The organism is Streptococcus sp. TATVAM-FAB8, assembly GCF_046592795.1.
Lineage (GTDB): Bacteria > Bacillota > Bacilli > Lactobacillales > Streptococcaceae > Streptococcus > Streptococcus ruminicola.
In genome coordinates this window covers 89,952-105,998 of the sequence record NZ_JAWVPQ010000006.1, presented here as the reverse complement: position 1 = coordinate 105,998, position 16,047 = coordinate 89,952, and the positions used below count along the sequence as shown (strand labels likewise).

The following is a 16,047-nucleotide window of genomic DNA, read 5'->3' as shown; positions in this document are numbered from 1 at the left end:
GCGGAAGAAGGCTTTGTAAAGTGCTCGAACGGCTTGTTTTTCGTGTTCTGTTTGTGTAACGAACATGACAGATACTTCGCTTGATCCTTGAGAAATCATTTCCAAGTTAATGTGCTTATCTGAGAGAGCTTTGGTTGCTGTTGCTGTGACACCAATATGATTTTTCATATCTTCACCTACAATCATGATGATTGAAAGATTGTGTTCGATATCGACTTCATCTACGCCAAGTTCACGAGTTAAGTATGAAGTGATTTCTTGTTCTTTGATTGGTGTAAGTTCACGTTCGCGAACGATGACTGACATGTCATCGATACCTGTTGGGATGTGTTCCCAACGGATATTTAGGTCTTCAAGAATTTGAAGGACTTTGCGACCAAATCCGACTTCGCGGTTCATGAGGTATTTAGACAAGTTGATACTTGCAAATTCGTCATCAGCTGCGATACCAATAACAGGTACAGTTGGTCCACTGTGTTTTAGTGTGATTCGAGTTCCTGGGTGTTCAGGGTTGTTGGTGTTTTTGATAACGAGAGGAATTTTACCGCGGTAAGCAGGAATAAGTGCTTCGTCGTGGAGCACTGAAAATCCAGCATAAGCAAGTTCACGCATTTCACGGTATGTTAATTCTTGGATTGTGTGAGGTTTGTGAACCACTCCTGGGTGAGCTGCAAAGATACCATCGACATCAGTAAAGTTTTCGTACAAGTCTGCTTTAACACCTGCTGCAACGATAGAACCTGAAATATCTGACCCCCCACGTGAGAATGTACAGATTTGACCATCAACTGTTACCCCAAAGAAACCTGGGATAACAAGGATTTCCTCTGAATCACGTAATTCTTCGAGTTTATCGTAGCTTGATGGAAGAATACGAGCATTTCCTGGTTCACTTGAAACAATGATACCTGCTTCTTTAGGGTGAACATAGCGTGCATTGAGGCCGTTTTTACGGAAAAATTCTGCTACAAGTTTTGCGTTGTTATCTTCACCAGCTGCAAGAAATGTGTCATATAGGAATTCGTTACATTCAATAGGAAGTGTCGCAAGATTTGTAATCGCACCTGCAATTTTGCTCATAATTGATGAACTGAGTCCAAGCTCATCTGCAATGGCTTGGTAACGGTTAATAATCCATTCTTGTGCAGCAGTGACATCATCACCTGAGGTGTAGTTCTTGTAATACTTAATAAGAGCATCGGTTACCTTAGTATCTTCTGAGTTACGTTTTCCGGGTGCTGATACAACAACAAAACGTCGTTCGTTATCAGATTTCACAATATTCAAAACTTTTTTTAGTTGTTCAGCCGAAGCCAGTGAACTACCACCAAATTTGATTACTTTCATGACCTTCTCCACTTTTCTAAAATTTGTATACAATTATAGCAAAATTCTGAAAACTTGTCAGTAGTTTTTCAAATAAAAAGATAGTATAATAGAGGAATGGAAAAATTTAAAGCAATTATTTTTGATATGGATGGTGTTTTATTCGATACTGAGACGTTTTATTATCGCCGTCGCGAGAAGTTTTTGGCTGACAAAGGGATCAGTATAAAGCACTTACCACCTAGTTTCTTTATCGGCGGTAATATGAAACAAATCTGGCCAGACATTTTGCGTGATGATTTGGACAAATGGGATACTGATCAGCTGCAAAAAGAGTATTCTATTTACAAAAAAACGCATCCGCTTCCTTACAAAGACTTGATTTTTGAAGATACTTTTAAAGTGGTCAAAGGACTTTTTGAAAAGGGGTACCGTTTAGGGCTAGCTTCTAGCTCAACTAAACATGATATTTTGAAAGCTCTTGAGGAAACTCAGTTGTTAGCATATTTTTCAGTGATTTTATCAGGTGAGGAATTTGAAAAGGGAAAACCACATCCTGCGATTTATCAAGAAGCACGAAAACAACTTGGCTTTAACAATGACGAAACGCTAGTTATTGAAGATAGTGAAAAAGGTATTCAGGCTGGTGTTTCTGCCGATTTAGAGGTTTGGGCGATTGAAGATCAGTTATTTGATATGAACCAAAGTAAGGCAAGTCGTCTGGTGAACAATCTAACACAAGTTATTGAAGAATTAAGCAAATAATGATGTCAAAGTAGGATTACTCCTACTTTTTTTATATAATAGTTTGATAATTTAAATATTAAAAAGTCAAACTAAATTACTTAAAATGCCATTTTTCTCTTGATTTATCAATGAATAATGTGCTAAAATAGCTGGTGCTAAATAGTTAAATTATCAAACTATTTTTATCACATCTGATGGAGGTAGGTAGATGTCTTTCGATAATGTGATTTATGAAAAGGGAGAAGTCGCAACTTTGACCTTGAATCGCCCAGATATTTCGAATGGTTTTAATATTCCAACTTGTCAAGAAATTCTTGAGGTTTTAGACTTAGTGAAAACAGATGATTCTGTGAAAATTTTGGTCATTCAAGCAGTTGGTAAAGTCTTTTCAATTGGTGGGGACTTGGCTGAGATGCAACGTGCGGTTGAATCTGATAACGTCGAATCGCTAGTTGAAATTGCAAGTTTAGTTAATAAAATTTCCTTTGCCATGAAAAAATTACCAAAACCAGTGATTATGAGCGTAGATGGTGCGGTTGCTGGTGCAGCAGCAAATATGGCTGTTGCGGCGGATTTTGTGGTCGCAAGTGAAAAAGCCAAGTTTATTCAAGCCTTTGTTGGTGTTGGTCTTGCTCCAGATGCTGGAGGACTTTTCTTGATGAGTCGCGCTATCGGAACAACACGTGCGGTTCAGTTAGCTATGACTGGTGAAGGGGTAAATGCAGAAAAAGCCTTTGAATATGGCATTGTTTATCGTCTTTGTGAATCTGAAAAACTAGAAAGAACGACAAATCAGTTAACGAAACGTCTGCTTCGCGGTTCAATTAATTCATACCGTGCCATCAAGGAAATGTCTTGGAAAGCCCAATATGAAGGCTGGGAAGACTATACAAAACTTGAATTGCAACTTCAAGAAGAATTAGCTTTTAAGGAAGATTTCAAAGAAGGTGTTCGTGCTTTTGCTGAAAAACGTCGTCCGAAATTTTCAGGAAAGTAATGTAAATAATAGTTTGATTTTCAAATTATTTTTCCAGTTTGACCCGAAATACCTTGCAAAATATTTTGATGTTTGATATACTTTGATTGTCAAAGTTTATTTAGGAGGTGAAATCTTGGATTATAATAGAATTAATGAATATTTGGTTGATATTTTTAATCGTGTTCAGGTTATCGAAGAGACTAGTTTGCGAACAAGTCAATTCAACGATGTTTCATTAAAGGAAATGCATACCATTGAAATTATTGGTAAGAATTCTAATGTGACTCCAAGTGATATTGCACGTGAGTTGATGTTGACCCTCGGTACAATAACCACTAGTTTAAATAAGCTTGAGGCAAAAGGTTATATTGAAAGACGACGTTCGAAATTGGACCGTCGTGTGGTTCATTTAACTTTGACAAAAAAAGGAAGATTATTAGATAGGCTTCATCATAAATTCCACAAAAATATGGTTTCTCATATTGCGGAAGACATGAATGAAGAAGAACTAGAAGCTCTTTTGAGAGGGCTTAAAAATCTTCACAAGTTTCTTGAGGAGTTAATGTAATAATGGTATTTGCAAGAATTGCTCAGGCAGCAGCCTATGCCCCTGAACAAGTGATTACAAACGATGATTTGTCTGAAATCATGGACACCAGCGATGAATGGATTTCATCACGTACGGGAATTAGAAGACGACATATCACTCGAGATGAAATAACTAGTGATTTAGGGACGCAAGTTGCCAAGCAACTACTTTCAAAAGCTGGTTTATCAGCTGTGGATATTGATTTCATCATTGTTGCAACAATTACCCCTGATAGTCTGATGCCGTCAACAGCAGCTCGTATTCAAGGAAATATCGGTGCTGTAAATGCTTTTGCCATGGATGTGACAGCAGCATGTAGTGGCTTTGTGTTTGCTCTTTCGACTGCGGATAAATTTATTCAATCGGGTATCTATAAGCGCGGTATCGTCATTGGTGCTGAAACATTGTCAAAAACACTGGACTGGTCTGACCGAAGCACTTCAGTTTTATTTGGTGATGGTGCTGGTGGTGTTTTGCTTGAAGCAACAGAAACTAAACATTTCCTAGCAGAATCATTAAATACTGATGGAAGTCGTGGTCTTAGCTTGACATCAGCCAAAGTTGGCTTGTCTTCACCATTTTCTGAAAAAGAAGAGGATGATAAGTTCTTGAAAATGGATGGTAGGGCTATCTTTGATTTTGCAATCAGAGATGTGGCTAAGAGTATCAAGACTCTTATTGATGCTTCTGAAGTTTCAGCTGAAGATCTTGACTATTTGCTTTTGCATCAGGCTAATATTCGCATCTTGGATAAAATGGCACGAAAAATGTCTATTGACCGAGATAAGTTTTTGGCAAATATGATGGAATATGGTAATACCAGTGCGGCGAGTATTCCAATTCTCTTATCAGAATCAGTGGATAAGGGACTTATCAAATTAGATGGTTCTCAGACAATTCTTCTATCAGGATTTGGTGGAGGTTTGACATGGGGAAGCCTAATTGTTAAAATCTAGTTACAAACTTGTGCATTAGCATGAGATAAATTTATATATATTTATTAAGGAGAAATTAATCATGGCAGTATTTGAAAAAGTACAAGAAATTATCGTTGAAGAACTTGGTAAAGAAGCAGAAGAAGTTAAATTGGAAACTACTTTCGATGAACTTGATGCTGACTCACTTGATGTTTTCCAAGTAATCTCAGAAATCGAAGATGCATTTGATATCCAAATCGAAACTGAAGAAGGTCTTAACACTGTAGGTGACTTGGTTGCTTACGTTGAAGAAAAAACAAAATAATGACATGGCTGGAGTTGGGATTAAAAACTAACTCCACTATATATTTAGTAGAAAGGGCTGTGGGATAGGTTGCTAGTAAGCGAAAACTTATCTTACTCCCTCTCTTCTTATTATGATAGTTTGACTATCAAATTATTGTTTGGTAAAGACTAAGAAGGTTTAACATGAAAACACGTATTACAGAATTATTAAATATCAAATATCCAATTTTTCAAGGAGGTATGGCTTGGGTTGCTGATGGTGACTTGGCTGGTGCCGTTTCAAACGCTGGTGGTTTAGGTATTATCGGTGGCGGTAATGCCCCTAAAGAAGTTGTTAAAGCAAATATTGATAAGGTTAAACAAATTACTGATAAACCTTTTGGTGTTAATATTATGCTTTTGTCACCATTTGTTGATGACATTGTTGATCTTGTGATTGAAGAAGGGGTCAAAGTTGTCACAACTGGTGCTGGTAATCCAGGTAAATACATGGAACGTTTTCACGAAGCAGGTATCACTGTCATTCCAGTTGTTCCTAGTGTTGCGCTTGCAAAACGTATGGAAAAACTTGGTGCAGATGCGGTTATCGCTGAAGGTATGGAAGCTGGTGGTCATATTGGTAAATTGACAACAATGACTCTTGTGCGTCAAGTTGTTGATGCGGTTAGTATTCCAGTTATTGGTGCTGGTGGTGTCGGTGATGGACGTGGTGCAGCAGCTGTCTTTATGCTTGGTGCTGAAGCCGTTCAAGTGGGAACTCGCTTTGCTGTTGCCAAAGAATCTAATGCTCACCAAAACTTCAAAGACAAAATTTTAAAAGCAAAAGATATTGATACGGTTATTTCTGCGTCTGTCGTTGGACATCCAGTACGTGCCGTTAAAAATAAATTGACAACATCATATGCTCACGCAGAGAAAGACTTCTTGGCAGGTCGTAAGACAAAAGAAGACATAGAAGTATTGGGAGCAGGTGCTTTGCGTAATGCTGTTGTCGATGGTGATGTTGTGACTGGTTCAGTCATGGCAGGTCAAATCGCAGGTTTGATTCGTAAAGAAGAAACATGTGAAGAAATCTTAAAAGATCTCTACTATGGAGCTCAAGAAGTTATCTTAGAAGAAGCTAAACGTTGGGCTGATATTGAGAAAGATTAAAATTTCTATTTAAATAAAAAATCAAATTCCGTTTGGGAGGATTTAATGACGAAAACTGCCTTTTTATTTGCTGGTCAAGGGGCTCAAAAACTTGGAATGGCAAGTGATTTATACGAAAAATATCCTATTGTAAGAGAGACTTTTGATCAAGCTAGTTCTATTCTTGGCTATAATCTTCGTGATTTAATTGATAAGGAAGAGGATAAATTAAATCAAACACGCTACACACAGCCAGCTATTTTGACAACTTCTGTTGCGATTTATCGTTTATTGCAAGAGAAGGGCTTTAAAGCAGATATGGTTGCAGGGCTTTCACTTGGTGAGTATTCAGCCTTGGTAGCTTCAGGAGCTTTAAACTTTGAAGATGCTGTTGCTTTGGTGGCAAAACGTGGAGAATTTATGGAAACTGCAGCTCCAGCTGGAACTGGGAAAATGGTTGCTGTCATGAATACAGAAGCGTCTCTTATTGAAGAGATTTGTCAAAAAGCTTCTATTAAAGGTGTAGTGACACCAGCTAACTATAACACACCAGCACAGATTGTGATTGGTGGTGAGACTGAAGCTGTGAATTATGCTGTGGAATTGCTTAAGCAAGCCGGTGTGAAACGCCTGATTCCTTTGAAAGTTTCAGGACCTTTCCACACTGCTTTGTTGGCACCTGCTAGCAAACGTTTATCAGAAGTACTTGATAAAGTGACTTTTTCTGATTTTGAAATTCCTTTGATCGGAAATACAGAAGCTAAAGTCATGCAGTACGGCGATATCAAAGCTTTACTTGCTAGACAAGTGAAAGAACCAGTTCGTTTTTATGATTCTATCGAGACCATGCGTAAGCTTGGCATGACAGAAGTTATTGAAATTGGTCCAGGTAAAGTTTTGAGTGGCTTCCTTCGTAAAATTGACAGAAGTATTCCAACAGCAAGTGTTGAAGATGAAGCAAGCTTAAGTGTTTTGCTAGAAAAATAGGAGATAGTCATGGATATCAAAAATAAGAATGTTTTTGTAACTGGGTCAACCCGCGGAATTGGTTTAGCTATTGCCCACCGTTTTGCAAGCCTTGGGGCTAATGTAGTGCTTAACGGTCGTTCAGAAATTTCAGCAGAATTGATTGATAGTTTTAAAGATTATCAAGTGAAAGTTGCTGCCATTTCTGGTGATGTGTCACAATTTGATGATGCTAAACGCATGGTTGATGAAGCAATCGCGAAACTTGGTTCTGTTGATATTTTGGTTAACAATGCTGGTATCACAAATGATAAATTGATGTTGAAAATGACTGAAGCTGACTTTGAATCAGTGCTTAAAGTGAATTTGACAGGTGCTTTCAACATGACACAATCAGTCTTGAAACCGATGACGAGAGCGCGTCAGGGTGCTATTATTAATTTATCTAGCGTTGTTGGTTTGACAGGAAATGTAGGTCAAGCAAACTATGCAGCTTCAAAAGCTGGTTTGATTGGTTTTACAAAATCAGTTGCGCGTGAAGTTGCTGCGCGTGGCGTTCGCGTGAATGCTATTGCACCAGGATTTATTGAATCAGATATGACTGATGCGATTCCTGAAAAAATGCAAGAAGCTATTTTGGCAGGTATTCCGATGAAACGTATCGGTAAAGCTGAAGAAGTGGCAACAGTAGCAAGCTTCTTAGCTGAGCAAGAATACTTGACTGGACAAGTCATTGCAATTGATGGTGGTATGGCAATGTAAACTATTGTTTGCTTTGCTGTAATAGTTTAAAATTAGAAGTATAATTTCTCTTAAAAGGAGACAAAAATGACATTAAATAGAGTTGTAGTAACAGGTTACGGTTTAACATCCCCTATCGGAAATACACCAGAAGAATTCTGGAACAATCTTCATGACGGTAAAATTGGTATCGGACCAATTACTAAATTTGATAATTCTGAAATCCCAGTTCATAATGCTGGGGAAATCCATGATTTTCCTTTTGATAAATATTTTGTTCGTAAAGATAAAAACCGCATGGATCAATATTCACTTTATGCGATTTATGCGACTTTAGAAGCTCTTGAAAATGCAAAACTTGATATGGATACAGTTGATCGTGACCGTACTGGTGTCATCGTATCATCTGGTATCGGTGGTTTGCAAGAAATGCAAGAACAAATCATTCGTATGCACGAAAAAGGTATCAAACGTATTCAACCAATGTTCATCCCTAAAGCTTTGTCAAATATGGCTGCTGGTAACATTGCTCTTCGTATTGGTGCGCGTGGTGTATGTAAATCAATCACAACTGCTTGTGCCTCATCTAACGATGCTATCGGTGAAGCATTCCGTGAAATTAAATTCGGTTACCATGATGTGATTCTTGCTGGTGGTGCTGAATCTACAATTAATGAAATTGGTATTGGTGGTTTCAATGCTTTGACTGCCCTTTCTACAACAGAAGACCCAGCTCGCTCTGCTATTCCATTTGATAAAGATCGCAATGGTTTTGTTATGGGTGAAGGTGCTGGTGTGCTTGTTCTTGAAAGTCTTGAACACGCTCAAAAACGTGGTGCAACAATTCTTGCTGAAGTTGTTGGTTATGGTAGCAACTGTGATGCTTACCACCAAACAACACCAACTCCTGATGGTTCAGGTGCTGCAAAAGCTATTGAATTGGCTATCAAAGAAGCTGGTATTTCACCAGAAGATGTTGACTATGTTAACGCACATGGTACATCAACTCAAGCTAATGAAAAAGGTGAAAGCAAAGCTATCGTCACTGTCCTTGGTAAAGATGTTCCAGTATCTTCAACAAAATCATTCACAGGACACCTTCTTGGTGCTGCTGGTGCTGTTGAAGCTGTCGCAACTATCGAAGCTATTCGCCACAACTACATTCCAATGACTGCTGGTACTCGTGAATTGTCAGAAGATATCGAAGCAAATGTAGTTTACGGACAAGGTCAAGAAGCAGAATTAGAATATGCCATTTCAAATACATTCGGATTTGGCGGACACAATGCTGTTCTAGCATTTAAACGTTGGGAGGCTTAAGCGTGAATATTTCTGAAGTGAAGGACTTGATGGCTCAATTTGACCAGTCAAGTCTACGTGAATTCTCATTTAAAACAGGTGAGTCTGAATTAACATTTAGTAAAAATGAATACACTGCGCCTGTAGCACCAGTTGCTGCAGCAGCACCTGTTTCAGCTCCTGTTGAAGTGGCTGCGGCACAAGCACCACAAGCAGCAGCACCTGCTGAGGCTGAAGTAGCAGCTGATACTGATATTTTTGCTGAAGGTGAAGAAGTACCAAGTCCACTTGTTGGGGTAGCTTACCTTGCACCAGCTCCAGATAAACCAGCCTTTGTATCAGTTGGTGATGCTGTTAAAAAAGGTCAAACTTTGTTAATCATTGAAGCTATGAAGGTCATGAATGAAATTCCAGCTCCAAAAGATGGTATTGTGACAGAAGTGATGGTAAATAACGAAGACGTTGTTGAATTTGGACAAGGATTGGTACGTATTAAATGATTGATATTAAACAAATTCGTGAAGCTCTACCACACCGTTACCCAATGCTTTTGGTTGACCGTGTGCTTGAAGTGAGTGATGATGAAATTGTTGCTGTTAAAAATGTGACAATCAATGAACCATTTTTTAACGGTCACTTTCCAGAATACCCTGTTATGCCAGGGGTTCTCATCATGGAAGCTCTTGCTCAAACAGCAGGTGTTCTAGAACTTTCAAAAGAAGAAAATAAAGGGAAATTGGTCTTTTATGCCGGAATGGATAAAGTACGTTTCAAAAAACAAGTTGTTCCAGGTGACCAATTGATTATGACAGCGAAATTTGTCAAACGCCGTGGTACGATTGCTGTGGTTGAGGCAAAAGCAGAAGTTGATGGGAAATTAGCAGCTTCTGGCACATTGACGTTTGCTATTGGTAGTTAAGAAATAGTAGTTTAACGTAAACTGTGACAAAAAAAGAATTTTGACTGGAATGCTAATACATTCCAAATAGGAGGAAAAAGCAGACGTATGTTTAAAAAGATATTAATTGCCAATCGTGGAGAAATTGCGGTACGTATTATTCGTGCGGCACGTGAATTGGGAATCAATACGGTAGCTGTCTATTCTGAAGCTGATAAAAATTCTTTGCATACGATTTTGGCTGATGAAGCAATTTGTATCGGTCCAGCTCGTTCGACAGACTCTTATCTTAATATGAATGCCGTCTTGTCAGCTGCTATTGTAACAGGTGCTGAAGCCATTCACCCTGGATTTGGTTTTTTGAGTGAAAACTCAAAATTTGCAACCATGTGTGAAGAAATGCACATCAAATTTATCGGACCAAGTGCTGAAATCATGGATAAGATGGGGGATAAAATCAATGCCCGTGCTGAAATGATTGCAGCTAATGTTCCGGTTATTCCTGGATCAGATGGTGAAGTCTTTACGGCTGATCAAGCTCTTGAAGTTGCTGAAAAACTCGGCTATCCAGTGATGCTAAAAGCCTCAGCTGGTGGTGGCGGTAAAGGAATCCGTAAAGTTGAATCAGCCCAAGACCTTGTACCAGCTTTTGAATCAGCTTCTCAAGAAGCTTTGGCAGCTTTTGGTAATGGTGCTATGTACATTGAAAAAGTGGTTTACCCGGCTCGTCATATCGAAGTTCAAATCTTAGGGGATTCTTACGGTAATGTGGTTCACCTTGGTGAACGTGATTGTTCGCTTCAACGTAATAACCAAAAAGTGCTTGAAGAAAGTCCATCAATTGCTATCGGTAAAACCCTTCGTGGTAAGATTGGTGAGGCAGCTGTACGCGCAGCCAAAGCCGTTGGTTATGAAAATGCAGGTACGATTGAATTCTTGCTTGATGAAAAGACATCACAATTCTATTTCATGGAAATGAATACGCGTGTTCAAGTTGAGCACCCTGTAACAGAATTCGTCACTGGTGTTGATATTGTTAAAGAACAAATTCGTATTGCAGCAGGGCAAGAATTGTCTGTGACACAAGACGACATTAAAATCACAGGTCATGCTATCGAATGTCGTATCAATGCTGAAAATCCGAAATTTAACTTTGCGCCAAGTCCTGGTAAAATCACTGACTTGTATTTGCCAAGTGGTGGTGTGGGCTTACGTGTGGATTCTGCTGTTTATCATGGCTACACCATTCCACCATATTACGACAGTATGATTGCTAAAATCATCGTTCATGGTGAAAATCGTTTTGATGCTTTGATGAAAATGCAACGTGCCCTTTATGAATTGGAAATTGAAGGTGTGACAACAAACGTTGAATTCCAAATGGATTTGATTTGTGATGAGCATGTGATTGCAGGGGATTATGATACTTCATTCTTGATGGAGACATTTTTACCAAACTACAATAAGGAAAATGATTAGGAGATTTCATGGCTTTATTTAGTAAAAAAGATAAGTACATCCGAATTACTCCCAATAACTCTATTAAACAATCGGAACCTCGCGAAGTTCCTGAGGTTCCTGATGAATTGTTTGCCAAGTGTCCAGCTTGTAAGCACATGATTTATCAAAAAGACTTAGGGGTTGCAAAGATTTGTCCAGCTTGTTCTTATAACTTCCGTATTTCTGCTAAAGAACGTTTGGCGATTACAGTAGATGAAGGAAGCTTTGAAGAACTCTTTACTGGGCTTGAAACAAGTGACCCACTTAAGTTTCCTGGTTATCAGGAAAAATTAGCTAAAATGCGTGAAAAGACTGGCCTTGAAGAGGCTGTCGTGACTGGTAAAGCTTTGATTAAGGGAGAAAAAGTAGCACTTGCTATCATGGACTCTAACTTTATCATGGCTTCAATGGGAACAGTTGTCGGCGAAAAAATCACGCGTTTATTTGAAATGGCGACTGCTGAAAAACTACCTGTTGTTATTTTTACAGCATCAGGTGGTGCTCGTATGCAAGAAGGTATTATGAGTTTGATGCAAATGGCGAAAATTTCAGCTGCTGTTAAACGTCACTCTGAAGCTGGTTTATTCTATTTGACAATCTTGACTGACCCTACAACAGGAGGGGTGACAGCAAGCTTTGCCATGGAAGGTGACATTATCCTAGCAGAACCGCAAGCTTTGGTTGGTTTTGCCGGTCGTCGTGTTATTGAGACAACGGTGCGCGAAAACTTACCTGAAGATTTCCAAAGAGCAGAGTTTCTTTTGGAACACGGTTTTGTGGATGCCATTGTTAAACGTACAGAAATGCCAGACACAATTGCTAAATTAGTTGCGTTTCATGGAGGTGCCAAATGAGTAGCGACGTATCAAGAATTTTGAAAGAAGCGCGTGATCAAGGGCGTTTGACAACCTTGGAATATGCTAATTTGATTTTTGATGACTTTATGGAACTTCATGGAGATCGTCATTTTGCTGATGATGGAGCAATCGTTGGGGGAATTGCTCGACTTGCCGGTCGTCCTGTGACAGTTATTGGTATTCAAAAAGGGAAAAATTTACAGGAGAATCTAAAACGCAATTTCGGTCAACCGAATCCAGAAGGTTACCGCAAGGCGCTTCGCTTGATGAAACAAGCCGAGAAATTTGGTCGTCCTGTCGTTACTTTTATCAATACTGCTGGAGCTTATCCAGGTGTTGGTGCTGAAGAACGCGGGCAAGGTGAAGCAATCGCGCGTAACCTGCTTGAAATGAGCAATCTTAAGGTGCCGATTATTGCTATTATCATTGGAGAAGGTGGCTCTGGTGGTGCTTTAGCGCTCGCTGTAGCTGATAAGGTTTGGATGCTTGAACACAGCATGTATGCGATTTTGAGCCCAGAAGGCTTTGCTTCAATCCTTTGGAAAGATGGTTCACGTGCAACCGAAGCAGCAGAACTGATGAAAATAACAGCTGGAGAACTTTATAATATGGGAGTTATAGATAAAGTGATTCCAGAACATGGTTATTTCTCAAGCGAAATCGTTGAGATGATTAAGACAAATCTTATTTCTGAACTAGAGGAGCTTAGCCAACTTCCTTTGGAACAATTACTTGAAAATCGTTATCAACGCTTTAGAAAATTTTAAAAATCCCGCATTGTACTAGCCTCAAGTCATAGAAATCATTTTCTTGATTTTGAGGATGGTTCAAAGGGGATTTTTTCTTATACAAAAACACCTGCTAATCAAGTGATTAGTAGGTGTTTTAGATTTATTATTTAGGTGAGATAACTTCAGCTCCACCCATGTATGGACGAAGTACTTCTGGAATTGTTACAGAACCATCTTCGTTTTGGTAGTTTTCAAGGATAGCAGCAACTGTACGTCCAACTGCAAGACCTGAACCGTTAAGTGTGTGAAGAAGTTTAACTTTACCATCAGCTTCGTCACGGTAACGGATTTGTGCACGACGTGCTTGGAAGTCTTCAGTATTTGAACAGCTTGAGATTTCACGGTAAGTGTTTTGAGCTGGAATCCAAACTTCTAGGTCGTAAGTTTTAGCAGCTGAGAATCCCATATCTCCAGTACATAGTGTGATAACGCGGTATGGCAAACCAAGTTTTTGAAGAATATTTTCAGCGTTAGCAACCATTTTTTCCAATTCATCATATGAAGTTTCTGGTTTAGAGAATTTAACCATTTCAACTTTGTGGAATTGGTGAAGACGAATCAAACCACGTGTGTCACGACCAGCTGAACCAGCTTCTGAACGGAATGATGGGCTCATCGCTGTGAAGTAAACTGGAAGTTCTTTACCGTCAAGGATTTCACCACGGTAGTAGTTTGTAAGTGGGACCTCAGCAGTTGGGATAAGAACGTAGTCAGAATCTGCCAATTCAAATGTATCTTCTTTGAATTTTGGATATTGACCAGTACCAAACATAGAGTCGTGGTTTACCATGTATGGAGGAATAACTTCTGTGTAGCCTTCTTTAGCGTGTTCATCCAACATGAAGTTGTAGATAGCGCGTTCTAGGCGAGCTCCAAGACCTTTATAGAATAGGAAACGAGAACCAGTAACTTTTGCACCACGTTCCCAGTCAAGGATGTCAAGATCTTCACCAAGATCCCAGTGAGCTTTGATATCAAAGTCAAATTCACGAGGTGTTCCCCAACGACGAACTTCAACGTTTTCGTCTTCGTCAGCACCGACAGGAACATCAGCAGCTGGGATGTTTGGAAGTGTTGCTGTGAATTCAGATAATTTTTCATCGATTTCAGCTAGTTCAGCGTCAGTAGCTTTGATGTCTGCTGACAATTTTTGCATTGCAGCGATTTGTTCAGAAGCATCTTCTTTGTTGCGTTTTGCTTGAGCGATAGCTGCAGAAGCAGTGTTACGTTCAGCTTTAGCTGATTCAGATTTAACAAGCAATTCACGACGTTTGTCGTCAAGTTCTTTAAGTTCAGAAAGTTTTTCAGCAGCAACGCCACGTGTAGCCAATTTTTTAGCGACTTCGTCGAAATCGTTACGAATACGTTTGATGTCTAACATAAGTTTCCTCCAGTTTTTTTAGCGCTCATAGGGTTAGCTGTGCCCAGATGAACAAAAAGCACAGCATGTTAACTGCTGGAGCGCAATCGCGCGGTTCCATCCAGCTTCACATCCTGTGCACTTAATTTCTATTTTTAATTGATATAACGGTAGAATTTCAGACCTGTCGCTCTATCTGCTCACAGCAACCGCAGACTTTCTGAAAGAGCTCCACCCTTACTTATCCGTACTATTTATTATACTAGATTTATTTCTTTTTGACAAATCCTGTTAGTTTTTTCGTAAGGACTTGAACAAGTGTAAGCATACGAACAACTTTATCATTTCCGATATGTTGGCGAGCCACTTTTAAGATTTTTCCTGAGTCTTTTGAGGCAAAAAGAAATTTCCCTTTGTCTGTAAAGACTTCAAAGTGACGGCTGACTTTGTTACGAGAAACGTTAGCGCCGATTTTTTCGATGTTTTCCCAAGGAATTTGAATATAATCTTCAACGTTAGCATCGCTATAGAATTCAAGTCCTTTATTACCGAGAAGGAATTTACCAACTTTCCCCCCCATACCAAGGTAAGAAACACCAGTAGTCGTTAATTCCACGGTAGAATTAATTGATTGTGCCATGTTATCTCCTCTGCTTAAGCTTTTAGTCTATTATAACATAATAAAAAAAGAAGGACCGAAATCCTTCCTTTCTTTTATTACATCCAACCGATAACGTGAAGAACGATACCGACGATGAACAATCCGATAATGATTGTAATTGGTGAAACTTTTTTCTTAAGCAACCACATACAGAAGAATGTGAGAAGTAATCCAGCAAGTCCTGGGATCAATGCGTTCAATTGACCTTGAAGAGTGTTAGCTTGTTGTTGAGTCAAGCTAAGACCTTGTGCAACTTGACCAAGGATTTCTTGAAGTTTTTCACCTGTAACAGTTCCGTTAGGGAATTCGATGTAAGCTCCTTTAGACAATTGAGTTGAAGGAAGATCAACAGTGAAGTTTACGTTTACCCAACGTTCAACCAAGGCTGCCAAGATGAACATACCAAGGATTGAAGCACCTTTAGTGATTTTTTGGATGATACCACCTGAAAGGTCTTTAGTGATTTCAGAACCAGCTTTGTAACCAAGTTCTTGAGTGTACCACAAGAATGCCATACGGATGATGTTCCATCCAAAGAAGAATAGAAGTGGACCAACGATGTTACCTGATGCAGCAAGAGAAGCACCAAGTGCACCGAGAATAGGACGAACTGTAAACCAGAAGACTGGGTCACCAACACCAGCAAGAGGTCCCATCATACCGATTTTAACCCCTTGGATAGCTGTATCATCAATATCAGCACCATTTGCGCGTTCTTCTTCAAGGGCAAGAGTTACACCGATGATTGGAGCAGCAACGTATGGGTGAGTATTGAAGAATTCCAAGTGACGTTCAAGAGCAGCAGAACGGTCTTCTTTAGATGTATAAAGTTTTTTGATAGCAGGGATCAAAGCGTATGCCCAACCTAAGTTTTGCATACGTTCGTAGTTCCAAGATCCTTGAAGGAAAGTAGAACGCCACCAAACTTTTTGACGATCAGATTTTGATAATTGAAGTTTTTCAGCCATGTTTGTACCCC

At 39.3% G+C, this 16,047-nt stretch carries 18 protein-coding genes; 14 read left to right on the top strand and 4 right to left on the bottom strand.

What is annotated here, in order from left to right:
• Positions 1-1,347 (bottom strand): aspartate kinase (locus SFC32_RS05255; protein ID WP_411049342.1); only part of this gene is annotated, 1,347 nt, incomplete at its 3' end.
• 96 nt (positions 1,348-1,443) lie between these two features.
• Between SFC32_RS05255 and SFC32_RS05250 the strand changes: the two genes are divergently transcribed.
• The 14 genes from SFC32_RS05250 (at position 1,444) to SFC32_RS05185 (ending at position 13,023) form a co-directional block, all read left to right on the top strand.
• The gene (locus SFC32_RS05250; RefSeq protein WP_133017812.1) at positions 1,444-2,091 is read left to right on the top strand and encodes an HAD family hydrolase; all 648 of its coding nucleotides are present in this window, start codon (positions 1,444-1,446) and stop codon (positions 2,089-2,091) included.
• Positions 2,092-2,281: 190 nt separating this feature from the next.
• Positions 2,282-3,070, top strand: a complete 789-nt coding sequence (locus SFC32_RS05245) for an enoyl-CoA hydratase (RefSeq protein ID WP_039695989.1) — start codon at positions 2,282-2,284, stop codon at positions 3,068-3,070.
• Positions 3,071-3,185: 115 nt separating this feature from the next.
• Complete coding sequence (locus tag SFC32_RS05240; RefSeq protein WP_039695988.1) at positions 3,186-3,620, top strand: MarR family winged helix-turn-helix transcriptional regulator; 435 nt, start codon at positions 3,186-3,188, stop codon at positions 3,618-3,620.
• Between the two features lie 2 nt (positions 3,621-3,622).
• The gene (locus tag SFC32_RS05235; protein WP_411049343.1) at positions 3,623-4,597 is read left to right on the top strand and encodes a beta-ketoacyl-ACP synthase III; all 975 of its coding nucleotides are present in this window, start codon (positions 3,623-3,625) and stop codon (positions 4,595-4,597) included.
• 61 nt (positions 4,598-4,658) lie between these two features.
• On the top strand, positions 4,659-4,883 hold the full coding sequence (locus SFC32_RS05230) for an acyl carrier protein (protein WP_006531079.1): 225 nt from the start codon (positions 4,659-4,661) through the stop codon (positions 4,881-4,883).
• Positions 4,884-5,047: 164 nt separating this feature from the next.
• Entirely contained in the window at positions 5,048-6,016 is a 969-nt protein-coding gene (fabK, locus tag SFC32_RS05225; protein ID WP_074603751.1) for an enoyl-[acyl-carrier-protein] reductase FabK, read from the top strand.
• Positions 6,017-6,061: 45 nt separating this feature from the next.
• Positions 6,062-6,982, top strand: a complete 921-nt coding sequence (gene fabD / locus SFC32_RS05220; protein ID WP_039695984.1) for an ACP S-malonyltransferase — start codon at positions 6,062-6,064, stop codon at positions 6,980-6,982.
• A gap of 9 nt (positions 6,983-6,991) precedes the next feature.
• Entirely contained in the window at positions 6,992-7,723 is a 732-nt protein-coding gene (gene fabG, locus SFC32_RS05215; protein ID WP_411049344.1) for a 3-oxoacyl-[acyl-carrier-protein] reductase, read from the top strand.
• Positions 7,724-7,789: 66 nt separating this feature from the next.
• Positions 7,790-9,022, top strand: coding sequence for a beta-ketoacyl-ACP synthase II (gene fabF, locus SFC32_RS05210; protein WP_006531083.1), 1,233 nt, complete (start codon positions 7,790-7,792; stop codon positions 9,020-9,022).
• Positions 9,023-9,024: 2 nt separating this feature from the next.
• Entirely contained in the window at positions 9,025-9,501 is a 477-nt protein-coding gene (gene accB / locus SFC32_RS05205) for an acetyl-CoA carboxylase biotin carboxyl carrier protein (protein WP_074561347.1), read from the top strand.
• Positions 9,498-9,920, top strand: coding sequence for a 3-hydroxyacyl-ACP dehydratase FabZ (fabZ, locus tag SFC32_RS05200; RefSeq protein ID WP_003067515.1), 423 nt, complete (start codon positions 9,498-9,500; stop codon positions 9,918-9,920). The genes accB and fabZ overlap by 4 nt, the downstream gene beginning before the upstream one ends.
• 87 nt (positions 9,921-10,007) lie before the next feature.
• Complete coding sequence (locus SFC32_RS05195; protein WP_093815963.1) at positions 10,008-11,378, top strand: acetyl-CoA carboxylase biotin carboxylase subunit; 1,371 nt, start codon at positions 10,008-10,010, stop codon at positions 11,376-11,378.
• Between the two features lie 8 nt (positions 11,379-11,386).
• Positions 11,387-12,253 (top strand): acetyl-CoA carboxylase, carboxyltransferase subunit beta, encoded by an 867-nt coding sequence (accD, locus tag SFC32_RS05190; RefSeq protein ID WP_074603747.1) that lies wholly within the window; start codon positions 11,387-11,389, stop codon positions 12,251-12,253.
• Positions 12,250-13,023, top strand: coding sequence for an acetyl-CoA carboxylase carboxyl transferase subunit alpha (locus tag SFC32_RS05185; RefSeq protein WP_074603744.1), 774 nt, complete (start codon positions 12,250-12,252; stop codon positions 13,021-13,023). The genes accD and SFC32_RS05185 overlap by 4 nt, the downstream gene beginning before the upstream one ends.
• A 127-nt stretch (positions 13,024-13,150) precedes the next feature.
• On the opposite strand, the gene serS is transcribed toward SFC32_RS05185, so the two are convergent.
• The 3 genes from serS to SFC32_RS05170 all read right to left on the bottom strand — a co-directional run bounded on the left by serS (position 13,151) and on the right by SFC32_RS05170 (position 16,036).
• Complete coding sequence (serS, locus tag SFC32_RS05180; protein ID WP_411049345.1) at positions 13,151-14,428, bottom strand: serine--tRNA ligase; 1,278 nt, start codon at positions 14,426-14,428, stop codon at positions 13,151-13,153.
• A gap of 247 nt (positions 14,429-14,675) precedes the next feature.
• A complete protein-coding gene (locus tag SFC32_RS05175; protein ID WP_411049346.1) occupies positions 14,676-15,047 on the bottom strand; it encodes a DUF956 family protein in 372 nt (123 codons plus the stop codon).
• A 77-nt stretch (positions 15,048-15,124) separates the two neighbouring features.
• Positions 15,125-16,036, bottom strand: a complete 912-nt coding sequence (locus SFC32_RS05170) for a PTS system mannose/fructose/sorbose family transporter subunit IID (RefSeq protein ID WP_411049347.1) — start codon at positions 16,034-16,036, stop codon at positions 15,125-15,127.
• Between the last annotated feature and the right edge of the window lie 11 nt (positions 16,037-16,047).